General features: G+C 70.1%; 14 protein-coding genes and 1 pseudogene. 11 read left to right on the top strand and 4 right to left on the bottom strand.

The window, feature by feature from the left end; translation table 11 throughout:
- Positions 1-15: 15 nt before the first annotated feature.
- Together ABD374_RS29890 and ABD374_RS29885 are read left to right on the top strand one after the other, a co-directional pair.
- Entirely contained in the window at positions 16-999 is a 984-nt protein-coding gene (locus tag ABD374_RS29890) for an ATP-binding cassette domain-containing protein (RefSeq protein WP_344499463.1), read from the top strand.
- On the top strand, positions 996-1,787 hold the full coding sequence (locus tag ABD374_RS29885) for an ABC transporter permease (RefSeq protein ID WP_344499461.1): 792 nt from the start codon (positions 996-998) through the stop codon (positions 1,785-1,787). Before ABD374_RS29890 ends, ABD374_RS29885 begins: the two co-directional genes overlap by 4 nt.
- Positions 1,788-2,230: 443 nt before the next feature.
- Here the strand turns inward: ABD374_RS29885 and ABD374_RS29880 are convergent, their stop codons facing one another.
- The 3 genes from ABD374_RS29880 to ABD374_RS29870 all read right to left on the bottom strand — a co-directional run bounded on the left by ABD374_RS29880 (position 2,231) and on the right by ABD374_RS29870 (position 4,163).
- Positions 2,231-3,019 (bottom strand): class E sortase, encoded by a 789-nt coding sequence (locus ABD374_RS29880; RefSeq protein ID WP_344499459.1) that lies wholly within the window; start codon positions 3,017-3,019, stop codon positions 2,231-2,233.
- A 120-nt stretch (positions 3,020-3,139) separates the two neighbouring features.
- A complete protein-coding gene (locus ABD374_RS29875; RefSeq protein WP_344499457.1) occupies positions 3,140-3,796 on the bottom strand; it encodes a hypothetical protein in 657 nt (218 codons plus the stop codon).
- 22 nt (positions 3,797-3,818) lie between these two features.
- Positions 3,819-4,163, bottom strand: a complete 345-nt coding sequence (locus tag ABD374_RS29870) for a GTP cyclohydrolase II (protein WP_344499455.1) — start codon at positions 4,161-4,163, stop codon at positions 3,819-3,821.
- Positions 4,164-4,418: 255 nt separating this feature from the next.
- Between ABD374_RS29870 and ABD374_RS29865 the strand changes: the two genes are divergently transcribed.
- The 7 genes from ABD374_RS29865 to ABD374_RS29835 all read left to right on the top strand — a co-directional run bounded on the left by ABD374_RS29865 (position 4,419) and on the right by ABD374_RS29835 (position 13,011).
- Entirely contained in the window at positions 4,419-5,381 is a 963-nt protein-coding gene (locus ABD374_RS29865) for a glycosyltransferase family 2 protein (protein WP_344499453.1), read from the top strand.
- Positions 5,378-6,766 (top strand): NAD(P)/FAD-dependent oxidoreductase, encoded by a 1,389-nt coding sequence (locus ABD374_RS29860; RefSeq protein ID WP_344499451.1) that lies wholly within the window; start codon positions 5,378-5,380, stop codon positions 6,764-6,766. The genes ABD374_RS29865 and ABD374_RS29860 overlap by 4 nt, the downstream gene beginning before the upstream one ends.
- Complete coding sequence (locus tag ABD374_RS29855; protein WP_344499447.1) at positions 6,763-8,127, top strand: aspartate aminotransferase family protein; 1,365 nt, start codon at positions 6,763-6,765, stop codon at positions 8,125-8,127. Before ABD374_RS29860 ends, ABD374_RS29855 begins: the two co-directional genes overlap by 4 nt.
- Positions 8,124-8,495, top strand: coding sequence for a hypothetical protein (locus ABD374_RS29850; protein ID WP_344499446.1), 372 nt, complete (start codon positions 8,124-8,126; stop codon positions 8,493-8,495). Before ABD374_RS29855 ends, ABD374_RS29850 begins: the two co-directional genes overlap by 4 nt.
- Complete coding sequence (locus tag ABD374_RS29845; RefSeq protein ID WP_344499444.1) at positions 8,492-9,985, top strand: GMC family oxidoreductase N-terminal domain-containing protein; 1,494 nt, start codon at positions 8,492-8,494, stop codon at positions 9,983-9,985. The genes ABD374_RS29850 and ABD374_RS29845 overlap by 4 nt, the downstream gene beginning before the upstream one ends.
- Positions 9,982-11,193: an MFS transporter gene (locus ABD374_RS29840; protein ID WP_344499442.1), complete on the top strand. Its 1,212-nt coding sequence runs from the start codon at positions 9,982-9,984 to the stop codon at positions 11,191-11,193. Before ABD374_RS29845 ends, ABD374_RS29840 begins: the two co-directional genes overlap by 4 nt.
- 54 nt (positions 11,194-11,247) lie before the next feature.
- On the top strand, positions 11,248-13,011 hold the full coding sequence (locus ABD374_RS29835; RefSeq protein ID WP_344499440.1) for a glycoside hydrolase family 35 protein: 1,764 nt from the start codon (positions 11,248-11,250) through the stop codon (positions 13,009-13,011).
- Positions 13,012-13,065: 54 nt separating this feature from the next.
- Here ABD374_RS29835 and ABD374_RS29830 read toward each other — a convergent pair.
- Positions 13,066-13,569: pseudogene (locus ABD374_RS29830) on the bottom strand (ABC transporter ATP-binding protein); the annotation flags it as partial.
- 459 nt (positions 13,570-14,028) lie between these two features.
- On the opposite strand from ABD374_RS29830, the gene ABD374_RS34755 reads away from it, so the two are divergent.
- Together ABD374_RS34755 and ABD374_RS29825 are read left to right on the top strand one after the other, a co-directional pair.
- Positions 14,029-14,883, top strand: coding sequence for a LacI family DNA-binding transcriptional regulator (locus ABD374_RS34755; protein ID WP_425577389.1), 855 nt, complete (start codon positions 14,029-14,031; stop codon positions 14,881-14,883).
- A complete protein-coding gene (locus tag ABD374_RS29825; RefSeq protein ID WP_344499438.1) occupies positions 14,880-15,914 on the top strand; it encodes a hypothetical protein in 1,035 nt (344 codons plus the stop codon). Before ABD374_RS34755 ends, ABD374_RS29825 begins: the two co-directional genes overlap by 4 nt.
- Positions 15,915-16,251: the final 337 nt, after the last annotated feature.

The raw sequence follows: 16,251 nt of genomic DNA, 5'->3' as shown, positions 1-16,251 counted from the left end.
ATGCCTTCTTTTGTCATGCCCACATCCAAGCAGGGCGACGGTCACCCGTCGCCGGCCGCCGTCTCCACCGTAGGTCTGCACAAGTCGTACGGTGACAAGACGGTCCTCGACGGTATCGATCTGCACATCCCGGCCGGGTCCGTGTTCGCACTGCTCGGGCCGAACGGCGCCGGAAAGACCACCGCCGTCAATATCCTGTCCACCCTCGTCACCGCCGACGGCGGACAGGCCCAGGTCGCGGGCCACGACGTCGCCACGTCACCGGGCGGGGTGCGTGCCGCGATCGGCGTCACCGGGCAGTTCTCCGCCGTCGACGGGCTGATCACCGGCGAGGAGAACATGCTCCTCATGGCGGACCTGCACCAGCTCTCCCGCAGGGAGGGACGGCGTACCGCCGCCGAACTCCTGGAGCGCTTCGACCTGGTGGAGTCGGCGAAGAAGCCCGCCTCCACCTACTCCGGCGGTATGAAGCGCCGCCTGGACATCGCCATGACGCTGGTCGGCGATCCGCGGATCATCTTCCTCGACGAGCCGACCACCGGCCTCGACCCGCGCTCGCGGCACACCATGTGGCAGATCATCCGCGAGCTGGTCTCCGGCGGCGTCACCGTCTTCCTCACCACCCAGTACCTGGAGGAGGCCGACCAGCTCGCCGACCGCATCGCCGTCCTCAACGACGGCAGGATCGCCGCCGAGGGCACCGCAGAGGAGCTCAAGCGGATCGTCCCCGGTGGACACGTCCGGCTCCGCTTCACCGACCCGACCGCCTACCGGTCCGCCGCCGACGTACTGCGCGAGGTCACCCGGGACGACGAGGCGCTGACCCTGCAGATCCCCAGCGACGGCAGCCAGCGGGAGCTGCGCTCCCTCCTCGACGGACTGGACACCGCCGGCGTCGAGGCGGACCAGCTGACCGTGCACACCCCCGACCTCGACGACGTCTTCTTCGCCCTCACCAGCAGCAATGCTCCCCACCAGTCCAAGGAGTCCGTCCGATGAGCACCCTGTCCCTCGCCGTCCGCGACTCGACGACGATGCTGCGCCGCAACCTCCTGCACGCGCGCCGCTACCCGTCCCTCACCCTGAACCTCCTGCTCACGCCGGTCATGCTGCTGCTGCTCTTCGTCTACATCTTCGGCGACGTGATGAGCGCGGGCATCGGCGGCGCCGGCGCCGACCGCTCCGACTACATCGCCTACATCGTCCCGGGCCTGTTGATGATGACCATCGGCTCCACCGTGATCGGAGCCGCGATCTCCGTCTCCATGGACATGTCCGAGGGCCTCATCGCCCGCTTCCGCACGATGGCGATCCACCGCGGCTCTCTGCTCATCGGGCATGTCGTCGGCAGCGTGCTCCAGGTCCTCGCCAGCCTGGTCCTCGTCGGCGCCGTCGCCGTGGCCATCGGCTTCCGCTCCACCGACGCCACCGCCCTGGAATGGCTGGCGGCGCTCGGACTGCTCGCACTGTTCGCCCTGGCCCTCACCTGGATCGCGGTCGGGATGGGCATGGCCAGCCCGAACCCGGAGGCAGCCGGCAACATGGCGATGCCGCTGATCCTCCTGCCCTTCATCTCCAGCGCCTTCATCCCGGCCGACACCATGCCCGGCTGGTTCCAGCCGATCGCCGAGTACCAGCCGTTCACCCCCGCCATCGAAACCCTGCGCGGCCTGCTGCTCGGTACCGGGATCGGCCACAACGGGTGGATCGCCATCGCCTGGTGCGTCGGCCTGATCGCACTCGGCTACCGCTGGTCGACGGCGCTGTTCAACCGCGACCCGAAGTAAGCGCGCGGGCTGCCTCCCGCAACTCCTCCCGCCCCGGGGCGGTGTACCCCGACACCGCGTCGGCGTACGCCGCCCCGTCGGCGTCCCAGGCCGGGTGTTGCTCCAGGGTGGCATGGCGCGGGGGGTTGTGAGGGTGCGTACGAAATCGTTCACCGGGAGGGCGAGGAGGCCCAAGAGCCGCGCGGCAGGGATGCGCCCGAACCCTGTGAGAACTCGGTGGAGGTGGTCCGCGCTGGTCAGAATGTGCGCCACAGGAGCGAGCAGCTCGGGGACCACCTTGTCCTCAACCGTCGGACGAGACCGGCCCACGGCCATGGGAGGTGGTGGGCCGACGGTCTGAGTGCAAGCCGGTCGGACCTCGGCCTCAGTCCGGGCTCGTGGGCCGGCCGGTCCACCGGCACATCCTCGATCAGGGGTTGCACCGAACGTTCCACAGTCCTGCACTAGGAGGCGTTCGATGCGCCGGCCCCGGGTTTCGAGGAGACCAGGACGCCGACCTTGTCGATGCGGTGCTCGGGGTTGCCGCGGTCGTCACGCCAGAAGTTTCCGGCGGCGTTGTCCTCGGGCGTCGCGCAGGTGGAGACCGTGATCATCGCCTTGGTGGGCTTCTTCCCCGGCTCGCCCGGGACCGCGGCCCGCTGCTCGGCCAAAGAGCGCTCCGACCGGAATGAGGTCTTCCTGGTCTCCGTGATCCGGTATTCGTGCACCACGCCGCCTGCCGCGACGAAGACGGAGTCACCGGTGTCCAGGGACGGAAGGTCGCGCAGCGGCCCGCCCGCGGTGAGCCGGTGCGCCGTGACCAGATAGTTGCCGATCTCGCCGGGGCCGACGCCGCCCTTGTCCCCGTACGGGCTGGCCGCGAAGCCCTTGTCCTGGATCCGCGTGCCGGCCCGGTCGTCGGTGGTGCCCTCGTACGGGACGACGCGCAGGTCCTCCAGGCCGATCTCGGGGATGGCGAGCACGGCGGGCCGGGTACGCGCCTCGCTCTTCGGCGGCGAAGGCTCGGGCGACGGCGCGGCGGCGACGGAGGAGGGCGCGGCGGTCGAAGCCGCGACGGCGCCCGGGACCGGGGACACGGCGGCCGGAGTGGTCGTCGCGTTCACGGAGGAGACCGCGGCCGGAGTGGCCGCAGGGCTGCCGTGGCCGCTCGCCGCCTCGGCCCCGGCGGAGCAGCCGACCAGGGCGGCCAGGGCGGCGGCGAGTGCCGCGGGGAGGGTTCGGTGACTCGGCATGGCATTCCAGTGTGAGGGCCAGGCGGTCGCACCCCGGCGGACGGCGGAAGGTAACGGACAAAAAGACGATAGGCGATTGAATGTTTCCATAACAGAGTTCCCACGCATAAGGCCGGTCATTCACCGGGCCGAGTGGCGCACGGAAGGTGACAGCGAGGAAACCCTGAGCCACAGGGGGTCCCCTGGAGGGTCGGCCAGTGCACCGAGGGCGCTGTGGACGGCCTCGGCGGCGCCGGGACGTTCTTCCGTCATGCGGAGGGCTGTTCCGCACGCGTCTTGAGCGCGTCGAGCTCCAGCGGCCAGCCTTCGCTGTGGTCCTTGAGGTTCTGGTGGGAGCCGGTCTCGCGAGAGTGGCCGGTGGCCGGTGCGGTGCCCGTCCCCGCCCACGATGACCGCCCCCACGTTGAGGCTCCAGGACCGGTCGGAGGCCGCGTCCTTGCAGGCATGGACGCACTCGTCCACGAGCGGCCGGAGTCGCTCGCGCCACCGCGGCCGGGCGTCGCGCTCGACGACCGTCACCAGGTACCGGCTGCGCGGGAGCGACTGGTCGCGCAGGGCCGAGAGGCAGTTGACGAGGTTGTCCGGACGCTCTCCCGCGAGGCCGGCGTCACGGAACGGAAGAACGATGTGAGCGTCCGGCTCTGCCACGGGGCGGGCGTCCGCCGGCCGATCCGGAACCGCGGCCTTCGGGGCCCGGGCCTCGCTGCCGGAGTACTTCTCGCCCAAGTGGTAGCTGATCCGCGACCGGGCGTTGACCTGTTCGACGGCTTCCGACAAGCGGTCGGAAAATCCCGGTCACTCACTCGCGAGGGCGTCGGCGACGGCGGGCTGCAGCGAATAGGCGTCGATACTTGTTGCAGAGACCTACCCCCCTGTCCTCCTGCCGTATGTACAGCAGGATCCCGCCTTTTCGGCCCATCGGTTCCATCGTTTCCTGGAGCTGCTTTCCGCAGTCGCAGCGCGTCGAGGCGAAGACGTCGCCGGTCAGGCACTCGGAATGGATGCGCACCAACGGCATGGTCTCGTCCGACTCCCGGATGAGCGCGAGGTGTTCCCGGCCGTTCCGGAGACCGTCGAACGTGACCAGCTCCGCCGTGCGCGATCCTGCGTAATGGAGTCGCGGCAGAATTACACGCCGGCGCACTGTGGCCCAGCCCGCTACGGGCCCGATTTATTCGCTCTCCGGATATTCCATGTCCCGCCCCCGATGCCTCGGCATGACCACAGGCCCCGATCATGCAGGACACGAATGAACAGGGAACCCCTCATGAACTCGCAGTGCATTTTCCTGCAAGTCCATGAAGGGGTTTGCGTGGGCCGGGTACGTTCCGCTTGCAGGAAACCGTCCGAAACCGTCGGCCGACACGGTGACCGCTATCGAAATGCGAAAGGTTGTGCTGTGCCGCACAAGAGACGCGTCTTCAACCAGCGGTGCCCCATGCTCAGCGTGGTCGTGCCTTGCTACAACGAAGCGGAGGTCCTGGCCCACACTCATGCCCGGCTCGCTCGGACCCTCGACCGGCTGGTGGGCTTCGAGTACGAGCACATCTACGTGGACGACGGCAGCGTCGACGGAACATGGCAGATCGTCGAGTCCTTGGCGGAGGGGTCCCGCACGGTGCGGGGCGTGAAGCTGAGCCGCAACTTCGGCCACCAGGCGGCCTGCCTGGCCGGCCTGCGGGAGTCCGCGGGCGACGCGGTCGTCGTGATCGACGCCGATCTGCAGGACCCGCCGGAACTCATCGCGGAAATGGTGGCCCTGTGGTGTGAGGGCTGGTCCGTCGTGTCCGCCCGACGCCGCAGTCGCGCGGGGGAATCCGTGTTCAAAAGGCTGAGCGCCTTCGCGTACTACCGCATGCTGAAGGCGCTCTCGGAGCACGACCCGGCCCTGGACACCGGTGACTTCCGGCTGCTGGACCGCGAAGTGGTCGCGCTCCTCGTCGAACTGCCCGAGAAGGATCTCTACCTGCGCGGCGCGGTGAGCTGGTTCGGCCTGCCGGAGACCGGCGTCGCCTACGACCGCGATCCGCGGCTGGCCGGTGAGTCCAAGTACGACCTGCGCAGAATGCTCGGCCTGGCCCGCAGCGGACTACTGGTCGGATCGGCTGCGCCCCTGCGCCTGCCCACCTACCTGGGGGCCGCCGCGCTGGTGTGCGGCACGGCCGCCGCCGCTGTCAGGCGTGATCCGAAGTTACTCGTCAGGCCCGGCGCGTTCGCTGCCCAGGCACTGGCGCTGGGAGCCATCGGCGAGTACCTGCACGCCCTGTACCGCCAGGCCCAGGGCCGCCCCCACTACGTCGTCGAAGAACACCTCGGAACGGCCCTCCGGCCCCTGCCGACGAAGGAGCGTGTCGTCCTGTGAGTACGCACTCTGTGTCCGCCGCGCCCGTGGACGTCGTCATCGTCGGGGCCGGTTTCACCGGCCTGGCGGCCGCGCTGGAACTGGCTGGGAAGGGTCGCAGCGTACGCGTCCTGGAGCGGGAGGAGGGCATCGGCGGACTCGCGGCGAGTTTCGACATCGGCGAGGGCAAGCGGCTGGAGCGCTTCTACCACCACTGGTTCTCCTCCGACGAGGAGATGATCCGGCTGTGCGAGAGCCTGGGGATATCCCATCTGCTCGAAGCCCATGAGACCCGCACAGGCATGTACTACGCCAATTCGGTCTACCGGCTCTCCGCCCCGCTGGATCTGCTGCGCTTCGCGCCGCTGCCGCTGCGGGACCGGTTCCGCCTGGGACTGCTGGCCCTGCGTGCCCAGCGGGTGAAGCACTGGCGGGAGCTGGAGGCGCGCACCGCTGAGGAGTGGCTGGTGTCGCTCGGCGGGCGGCGGGTGTACGAGGTGGTCTGGCGGCCGCTGCTGGAAGGCAAGTTCGGGAAGTACGCGGACCAGGTGGGCGCCACCTGGATGTGGACCAAGCTGCATCTGCGCGGGGGCAGCCGGACCCGTTCCGGCAAGGAGACCCTGTACTACGTCAAGGGTGGTTGCGAGGCCCTGCTGACGGCGCTTCAGCAGCGTCTCGCGTCCCTGGGCGTCGACATCCGCACCGGTGTGACGGCCGAGGCCGTGCACACCGAGGACGCGGGGGTGAGCGGGGTGACGGCCGACGGGGTCTTCCACCCGGCCCGCCAGGTCCTCGTCACCGCCGCCCCGCAACTGGCCGGCGCGCTGCTGGACCACGAGGGCGCGGACCACCCGGCGGTGCCGGAGCTGAGGCGGCGCTGGTCGGCCGTCAAGTACCTGGGCAACGTCTGCCTGGTGCTGGAGAACAACCGCCGGCTGTCCGACACGTACTGGCTCAACGTCAACGATCCCGACTTCCCCTACGTCGGCGTCATCGAGCACACGAACCTCGACGACCCCGGGCGTTACGACGGCAAGCACATCGTCTACCTCTCGAAGTACCTGCCGACCGATGCGGAGCTGTACCGGATGTCCGACGAGGAGGTCTTCGAGTACAGCCTGCCGCACATCCAGCGCATGTTCCCGGGTTTCGACCGCGGCTGGGTCGAGCGCTACCACGTCTGGCGCGCCGAGTACGCCCAGCCTGTGATCACTCCGCACTACACGCGTGTGATGCCGCCGGTCGAGTCGCGCGTCGAGGGCCTGTACCTCGCGGGGATGGCGCAGGTCTTCCCCGAGGACCGCGGAACCAACTACGCCGTCCGTGACGGCCGTCGGGCCGGGCTCCTCATCGCCGACCGCCTCTCCTCCGCTGCCTCCGCCCACCCCGTTCGGGAGTCGGAATGACTGATCTCATGACGCTCGGCCAGGCCGAGGCGATGACCACGGAGCAGGTGCACGACCTGTACCGCCGGCACGTCAGCCGCAGCCAGGTCTCCCTCATCGGTTCCTTCGGATTCGGCCGCGACCAGGTCGACCACGCCCAGGGGGCGTGGATCCACCTGCGCGACGGCCGCCGCATCCTCGACTTCACGGGCGGTGTCGGTGTCCTGAACCACGGGCACAACCATCCGCGTGTCCTCGCGGCGCGGCGCCGCTTCCAGGAAGCACAGCGCATGGAGGTGCACAAGAACTACCTCTCGCCCTATGTGGCCGCGCTCAGCCACAATCTGGCGGCCCTGCTGCCCGGGGACCTGAACATCAGCTACTTCCCCAACTCCGGTGCGGAAGCGGTGGAAGGCGCGGTGAAACTCGCCTACAAATACCACCGGGGCCGCCGCGGCACCATCCTGCACACGGACATCGCCTTCCACGGAAAGCTCCTGGGCGCCGGCAGCCTGACCGCCTCCCCCGAGATCCACTTCCCCTACCCGCAGATCCCCGGCACGGACACCTTCGCCTATGACGATCTCGGCTCCTTTCGCCTGGCCCTGGACCGGCACACCACCGCCTCGGGCGAGAGCGACGTGTACGCCGTCGTCATCGAACCGTTCAGCGCCTCCAGCCTCCGCGAGTGTTCCCCGGAGTTCCTGCGCGAGCTCCGACGGATCTGCACCGAACGCGACATCATCCTGGTCTTCGACGAGGTGTACACCGGCTGGGGCAAAACCGGGGCCCTGTTCCACTTCATGCACCACCCCGGCCTGGTGCCCGACATCGTCACCACGTCCAAGTCGTTCGGCGGCGGCAAAGCCTCGATATCCGCCTACGTCACCCGGGAACCGGTCTTCCGTGCCGCGTACGACAACCTGTCCGACGCCACCCTGCACAGCACGACGTACTACGGCTTCGGCGAGGAGACCGCGACCGCAATGGAAGCCGTGGCCATCGCCGTCGAGGAGGACTTTCCCGGACGCGCCCGCGAACTGGGCGAACACCTCACCCGGGGACTGGCCGAGCTCGCCGCCCGCCATCCCCGTCTGGTCCGTGAGGTCAAGGGGCGCGGCGCCCTGCACGGCGTGTTCCTCACCCCGGGCCCGAACGTGCCGGACACGGTGCGCTCGCTGCTGCCCACGTCGGTGGCCAAGGACCCGCAGGCCGTGCCGAAGCTGCTGACCGGCGCCGTGGTCGCCGCCCTGTACCGCGACCACGGCGTCCTCACCTTCTTCGGCTCCAACCGCGCCATCGCCCTCGTCGTCTCGCNGGTGCTCGACCAGGGCGCCGCCCGCCTCCTGGCCGGCCTCGTGCGGGAGAAGGTGACCCCTTGATCCTCACCGAACACGCCCTGCGCGCCTCCGGTCTTCCGGCGTGCTGGGCGGCACAGTACGAAGCGCTGCGCCCCGCTCCGGCACGGGAGCGGGCGGTCCGGCACACCACCGGGAGCATCAACCGCATGCCGGCGGGATACCGGTGGGCCATCGCCGGGGCACTGCGGCTTCTGCCCGCCGCCTTCTACGCGCTCACGCGCCAGAGCGTGCACCGCGCAGCCCCCGAAGTGGTGCGCGGGGCGGCGGGCCGGCTCCGCTCCCTGCCGGGCTGCGGTGAACTGCTGCGCGCCACCACGGCTCTGGCGCTCTACGGCGCCCTGGACGGCACCGCCCCGCGTGTCGCACACGTGAAGGAGAGCTCCGGATGAGACCGGTACACCCGCGTGCCCGGCGCACCGACCGGACCACCGAGGTGGAGTGCGACGCCCTGGTCGTCGGGTCCGGTGCGGGAGGAAGTGTCGCAGCGCTCGAACTGGCCCGCGCGGGGCGGTCCGTGACCGTCCTGGAGGAAGGCCCCCGGGTCGGCACCCGCGATCTGCTGGAAGCCAGTCCGGCGGAGTCGATGCGCCGCCTGTACCGCAACGGCGGGGCGACCGCCGTGTTCGGCACCCCCACCATCGCCTACGGTGAGGCCCGCGTCGTGGGCGGCACCACAGTGGTCAACGGCGGCCTGCTGTGGGAGCCTTCGCCCCAGGTGCTGGACCGCTGGGCGGCCTGGTCGGGGTACGGAAGCTACCGCGCGCCGGCCCTCGGGCCCCACTTCGCCGACGTCCAGCGGCGCCTCGGCATGATCGTGCAGGAACACGGGGACGGCAACGAGGACTCGCGGCTGCTGGCGCGCGCCGCCGAGTCCTTGGGCTGGCGCTGGCAGCATCCGCAGCGTGTGGTGCGCGGCTGTGAGCACCGCAACCAGTGTGCCACCGGGTGTCCGAGCGGCGCGAAGCAGAGCATGGCACTGACGTATCTGCCCCGGGCGGAGGAGCTGGGGGCCCGCATCCGTCCCGGCGTGCGGGTGGACCGGATCGCCCACCGCCAGGGGGTGGTGCGGGGTGTGGAGGCGACCGGCGCGGACGGGCGCCGTGTCCGCTACCGCCCCCGCACCCTGTTCGTCGCCGCCGGCCCCATCGGCACACCGGTGCTGCTGCGCCGCAGCGGCATTCACCGGCGTACCGCCGGGCGCCGGCTGGCGCTGCACCTCAACCTGCGGACCATCGCCCGGTTCCCGCGGGTCGTCGACGCGGTACGCGGCACCATGTTCACCGCCCAGGTCCAGGAGCACTCCGCGCTCGGCATGCTCGTCATGCCGTCCAACCTGACGCCCGGCGGACTGGGTGCCGCGCTCGCGGGCCGCGAGCCGCACCTGGTCGACGAATTCCTTTCGGCCCGCGCGCACCTGGGCATGTTCACCACCCAGGTGCGCATGCAGGGGTACGCCGGGATCGCCGCGATCGTGGGCGGCACCCCGCTGCTGCGGCACGGCATGACCCGGGCCGACCACCACGCCCTGCGCCTCGCGTTCCGCAGGACCGCGCAGCTGCTGTTCGCGGCGGGCGCCGTGGAACTCCTGCCGCCGACCGGTGCGGCCGGACCGCTGCGCACGGACGCCGACGTCGAGGCGTACTGCGCGCGCGTGCGGCCCGGCGACTGGGAGCTGGTGTCCGTCCACGGCATGGCCGGCTGCCCCATGGCCCTGCCCGAGCGCGGCGGCGTCTGCGACGAGGCCGGGCGACCGCACGGGTTCACCAACCTGTACCTGTGCGACGCCAGTGTGCTCCCCGGCGCGCCGGGCATCAGCCCGCAGGGAACGATCATGTCCTTCGCCCACGAGATCGTGGGCCGTCATCTGGAGAGCACGTGAGCGACCAACCGACCGTACAGCGGACCGCGGCGACGCAGGAGCCGCCCGGCGCACCGGTGTTCAGCTCCGCCGCCGTGGTCGCGTCCTGCGTGGGCTTCGTGCTCATCGGCGCGCTCCAGGCCCTGTACGGGCCGGCCATCCCGGCCTTCCGCGAGGAGTTCGGCCTCTCCCCCTCGGCCGCCGGGCTGGGACTGAGCGCCCACTTCATCGGCGGTGTGGCCGGGGTGCTGCTGTTCGACCGGTTCTTCGGCAAGGTCGGCAACCGGCAGATCCTCGGCGCCTCCTACCTGCTCATGGCCGTCGGCGCGGCCGGATTCGCCCTCGCGCCGAACTGGCCCCTCGCCCTGGCCATGGCACTGTTGGCCGGGCTGGGCTTCGGCGGCATCGACTACGGGCTCAACCAACTGTTCGCCACCGGGTTCGGCCACCGCTCGACCGCCATGCTGAACGTCCTCAACGCCCACTTCGGCATCGGCGCGATCCTCGGCCCCGCGCTCGTCGGCGCGGTCGGCGCCGCCGGCTACCCGGCGATCTTCGTCGGCTTCGCGCTCGCCAACCTGCCGCTGCTCCTGTGCCTGCGGGGCGTGCGGAACCGGACACCGCAGCCCGGCGGCTCCGCGGCTGCGGACACCGCCGACAGGCAGGTCCTCGGCCGCAGTCTGGGCTCGGTGCTCGCCATGTTCGTCACCCTCTACGTCCTGCACGTGGGCATCGAGGCAGGCGTCGGCGGTTGGGAGCCCACCCATCTGGAGACGGTCGGCTACGGCGCCGGGATCGCCGCGACCGCCACCTCCGTGTACTGGCTGATGATGACCGTCGGCCGGTTCCTGGTGGCCCCGATCGCGTTGCGCTTCTCGGCCCAGTCCATCATCACGGTCTCGTGCGCGGGCATGACGGTCTGCCTGTTGCTCGCGACGGTGCCGGAACTCGCCCCTTACGCCTACGCCGGTGTCGGGCTGTTCATCGCCCCGATCTTCCCCACCGGTCTGCCCTGGCTGAACGAGGCGGCCCCGCGGGCCCGGCGCGCCGGGGCCCTGGTGATCGCCGCGTCCATGGTCGGCGGCGTGGTCGCCGGACCGGCACTGGGAAAGGCCATCGAGTGGTCCGGTGTCCGCGCGGTGCCGCTCCTGCTGGGCGCCATCTCGGCTGTCTGCCTGGCAGTGACCCTCTGGCTGATCCGCTCCACACGCTCCACCACGACCCGCTGACCGCACCCACCGATCACGCCGGATCCGCACTCCCCGGCTGAAGGGAAGCCCCGCATGCCTGCCCTGACGACATCGTCCGACGGTTTCCTGCTCGGCGACGAGCCGTTCCGGATCATCTCCGGCGCGATGCACTACTTCCGGATCCACCCGGAGCAGTGGGCCGACCGGCTGCGCAAAGCGCGGCTGATGGGGCTCAACACGGTGGAGACCTACGTACCGTGGAACCTCCACCAGCCCGACCCCGGCAGTGCCCTCGCGCTCGACGGCATCCTCGACCTGCCGCGCTATCTGGAACTGGCCCGGGCCGAAGGGCTGCACGTCCTGCTGCGCCCCGGACCGTACGTCTGCGCCGAATGGGACGGCGGCGGGCTGCCGGCGTGGCTCACGTCGGATCCGGACATCCGGTTGCGCAGCAACGACCCACGGTTCACGAACGCGGTCGACCGCTACCTCGACCTCCTGGTGCCCCCGCTCCTGCCGCACATGGCGGCCTCCGGCGGCCCGGTGATCGCCGTACAGGTGGAGAACGAGTACGGCGCCTACGGTGACGACACCAGCTACCTGAAGCACCTGGAGCGGGCGCTGCGTTCGCGCGGAGTCGAGGAACTGCTGTTCACCTGCGACCAGGCCAACCGCGAACACCTGATGGCCGGCAGCCTGCCCGGTGTCCTCGCCACCGGCACCTTCGGCAGCCGGGTCGACCAGAGCCTGGGCCAGTTGCGGGCCCACCAGGGCGAAGGGCCCCTGATGTGCTCGGAGTTCTGGATCGGCTGGTTCGACCACTGGGGAGAGCCGCACCATGTGCGCGACGCGGCCGACGCCGCCACCGATCTGGAGCGGCTGCTCGCGGCGGGCGCGTCCGTCAACATCTACATGTTCCACGGCGGCACCAACTTCGGCTTCACCAACGGGGCCAACCACGACCACGCCTACTCGGCCACGGTCACCTCGTACGACTACGACGCCCCTCTCACCGAGTGCGGCGACCCCGGTCCCAAGTACCACGCCTTCCGTGAAGTGATCGCCCGCCACTCACCGGTGCCCGACGAGCCCGTCCCGGCGGCGGGCGCCAAACTTCCGCCCACCACCGTCGTCCTGGACCGCCGGGCCGCGCTGCTGCCTCACGTGGGAGCCCTGGCCGAGGCCGTCCGCACCGACGCCCCGGTCACGATGGACGAACTGGGGCAGCGGGCCGGATACGTGCTGTACCGCACCACCGTCCCTGCCGCGGGCGACGGCCTGCTCCACTTCACGGGCGGCGTCGGCGACCGCGCCCAGGTGTTCGTGGACGGCGCCCCCGCCGGCGTACTCGAACGCGAGCGGCACGAGGAGACCCTGCCCGTGCGCATGCCCCGCCCCGGGGCCACGCTGGACGTGCTCGTGGAGAACATGGGCGGGGTCAACTACGGGCCGCGCATCGGAGCGCCCAAGGGCCTGCTCGGACCGGTCACCTTCAACGGCACCGCTCTGTACGGCTGGGACTGCCACCCCCTCCCCCTCGATGACCCGGGCGCCGTGCCGTTGGCCCCGACCGGCACGGACACGGACGCCGGGCCCGCCTTCCACCACGGCACCTTCGAGGTCGACACCCCCGCGGACGCCTTTCTGTCCCTGCCCGGCTGGGTCAAGGGCCAGGCGTGGATCAACGGCTTCCACCTCGGCCGCTACTGGAACCGCGGCCCGCAGCGCGCCCTGTACGTTCCCGCGCCCCTCCTGCGCTCCGGCACCAACGGCCTCGTTCTGCTGGAGCTGCACGGCACGACCGGCCATCGCGTCCTGCTCACCGACACCCCCGACCTCGGATTCGAGAAGTCCTGACCGGATCCGCGCAGCCCGTGCCCCCGAGCCCGTCGGTGTCGCGCGGGCGGCGGGCTAAGCCCGGGACCGCTCTCCGTCGCCGCCGTGCCAGGAGCGCCAGAGCTCCGCGCAGGGGCCGTCTGCGGCGATCAGCCGGCGGTGGGCGCCCGCCTCCGTGGTCCGCCCGTGTTCCACCACTGCGATCAGATCGGAGTCGCAGGCGGTCTGCGGCCGATGGGCGACAGCGATCACGGTTCTGCCCTCCAGCATCCGGGCCGGCGATCGTTCCAGATGACGTGCGGCGCCCGGATCCAGCATCGAGGCCGCCTCGTCCAGCACCAGGATGTGCGGGTCCGCCAGGATCAGCCGGGCCAGCGCCACCTGCTGGCCCTGGGCCGGGGTCAGCGACAGGGCGCCCCGGCCCACCTCGGTGTCCGGCCCGTCCTCCAGTCCGCGCACCCACGCGGCCATGTCGACCGCCTTCAGGGCGCCGTACAGTTCGGCCTCGTCCGCCCCCGTTCGGGCCGGAAGCAAGTTGTCGCGCAGGGTGCCGGTGAAGATGTGGTGCTCCTGATTGATGAAACGTGACCCCGATGGCCATTACGTCAGGACCACCGGTCGAGGGTGAGACGCGGGCCCCGGAAACCGAAGCCTCCGGTGCGAACTCCTGTCAACCATCCATGATCAATCAGGCAGTTGAATGAGACACCTTCCGAAGCGGCCCCGACTTCGGGAGCCCCCTCCCCCCATCCGCGCCGTCGACTCGTCGCCGACCCGCAGAACATATACGTCCAAAACTTTCATATCCCCCCACCCACCCCGTACTGACCAGCGACAACCGCCCCGAACTGCCGTCAGCCATATGCCGTAGGCACACCACCCCACCCGCCCGGCCGCGGCGCGACGAGAACCACTCACCGACGACCTTCATCACGCAGCGCGATGCCCCGAAGGCGATTGCGAACGGAAGGTAGCGGCCACTCCTGGCCAAAAGCAGCTTGATCTCTTCGGTAAGCGCTTACTCTCTCTGAGGCGACTGTGAACGTGCACAGGTCGACGGGCCGGGCGGAGGAGGGTGTTGTGGTCAGTGCTTCCCCCCGCAAGCGCGAACCCACGATCCATGAGGTGGCTCGCGTCGCGGGCGTCTCCCACGGCACTGTCTCCCGGGTTCTCAACGGCGCGCGTCACGTCAGCCCCACGGCGCAACGAGCCGTGGAGGACGCCATTGACGCCACGGGGTACATCCCCAACCGGCAGGCGCGCCGCCTGGTCACCCGGCAGACAGGCTCCGTGGTGGCGGTGATCACCGAGTCAAGGACGCCCTTCCCAGGAGAGTCCGGTTCCCTCCAGATCCTCCGCGGCTGCGTCCGCGCCCTGGCCCGGCACGAGATGAGCGTGGAAGTGGTGTTCACCGGCACGGAGGAGGGGAAGGCCCGGCGACGCCAGTTGGACCGGCATATCGCAGGGCGCCGCGTGCAGGGAGTCCTGCTCATCCCTCATCGTTTCGACGTTCTCCCCGACTGGCTGGTTGGTCAGGGCGCTTTCCCGACCGTCCTGTACGGACGGCCCGAAGGCGTCAGCCGCCGCGTCGCCCGCGTGATGACGGATGACCTCGAGGGCGCTCACGCCGTGGCAAGCCATCTGCACGCCTCCGGCCGCCGACGGATCACCGCGCTCTCCGGCCCGTCGGACTCTCCTGCCGGCAGGGACCGCCTGGAGGTCCGCGTCTCACACCGTCTCCAGCACCGGTTCGCACCTCGGCAGCACCCACGACTGGTCATCTGCCCGGCGCGACGGCACCACGCAGTGGGAAGGGAAAAGCTATGGAAGCCGGCCAGACCGCGTCATCCGCATGGCGAGTCCTTCACGACGCTCTGTCCCAGGGAGGCTTGACCACGCAGCACGACCCGTCGCTGATGGAGCAGATGACCTCTCTTGGACTGCTGCAGGGAACACCTTGGGGGTTCGTCCCCGTTCTCGACCGGATCGCCTATCACTCGGTGGCCGGGGCGCTGGGCCGGGACCTGGAAGAGCGCGCCCTCGATTTCCTGTCGGTGGTGCGATCAAGACCTGACCTGCCGGCAGCCGCGGACCGGCCGCCGGTGACACCGGACGGAGCGGACCGGCAGAGGTCCGGATCCCAAGCCGTCAGCCACGAGATCGCTCACGCGAAAAGCGAGGTTCTCGTTGCTTTGCCGGGGGCCCAGTTTCCTCAGGAAGTTCTTCAGGACCTGTCACGAGCGTTGCAGCCCGCCATGGATCGCCATGTGAGCGTGGGAGTCATATGTCAGCACACGACTCGATTCAATGAGTCGGTGAAACGATTCGCCCTGGACATCTGCATCGCGGGCGGAAAGGTGCGCACTCTGGAGGAGTTCTTCAGACAGCTCATCATCGTCGACCGGTCCGCGGCGTTCATCTCGATGCTGGATCCCCATGCGCGGGGGGTGGTGATCAGGGAGCCCGTCGCCGTCTCCTTCTTGGTCGACATGTACGAGCGTCACTGGACGCGAGCGGTCGGCCACCCCTTCCAGCCGACCCACGCGGCGCGAGCAGCTGCCGAAGTGGGCATGCCGTTCCGTGAGGCGCTCATCAGAATGCTGATCAACGGGCATCCCGACAAGCACATCTCCAAAAGGCTCGGGCTGTCACTGCGCAGCACCGCGGAACACGTGGCACGCCTCAAGACGGAACTCGGGGCAAAGAACCGCACGGAGATGGGATACCTGCTGGCCAAACGGGAGAACAGCGACGCAGGCATCAGCCGCCACGCGCCCGGTGAGGCCGACGACGAGGAGGACGCCGTGCGCTCCGTCGAGGAAACCGCGCGTACCGGCCGGCGCACGGCAGTTCCGCGAGGAGACCGGACCAGCGGTGGCCGGTCGGGAGGATACGCACGTGAAGCAGTGGGCCATGCCCGATGAAACCGGGTGGCCTCGCTCAGCCACCGGGAAGACGGCCCCGCGGTCCGGGCAGGCCGCCCGCCCGGACAGATACGGCAGACCACGCGTCACGACCGGTTGTCCGTCCGCGGGGGCCCGGTCGTGCAGGCGCTTCGCCGGACCCCCAGCCGGCTGCCTGAACGGCCCGACTTGTCCGGTGCCCTCACGGCTGAGTCGGACACCCCCGCCCACACCCTGGCTTTTTCACGGGTTTCGGTTCTGGCTCGCTTTCCGTGATGCGCGCACGCTGAGTGACGGCTGCTGCTCCGATCAGGCTCCGGGAAGTTGCCTGAAAATGACCAGGGACGAACTTGGCGTG

This window comes from Streptomyces enissocaesilis, from assembly GCF_039533765.1.
Classification (GTDB): domain Bacteria; phylum Actinomycetota; class Actinomycetes; order Streptomycetales; family Streptomycetaceae; genus Streptomyces; species Streptomyces enissocaesilis.
This window is presented reverse-complemented; position numbering and strand designations above follow the sequence as displayed.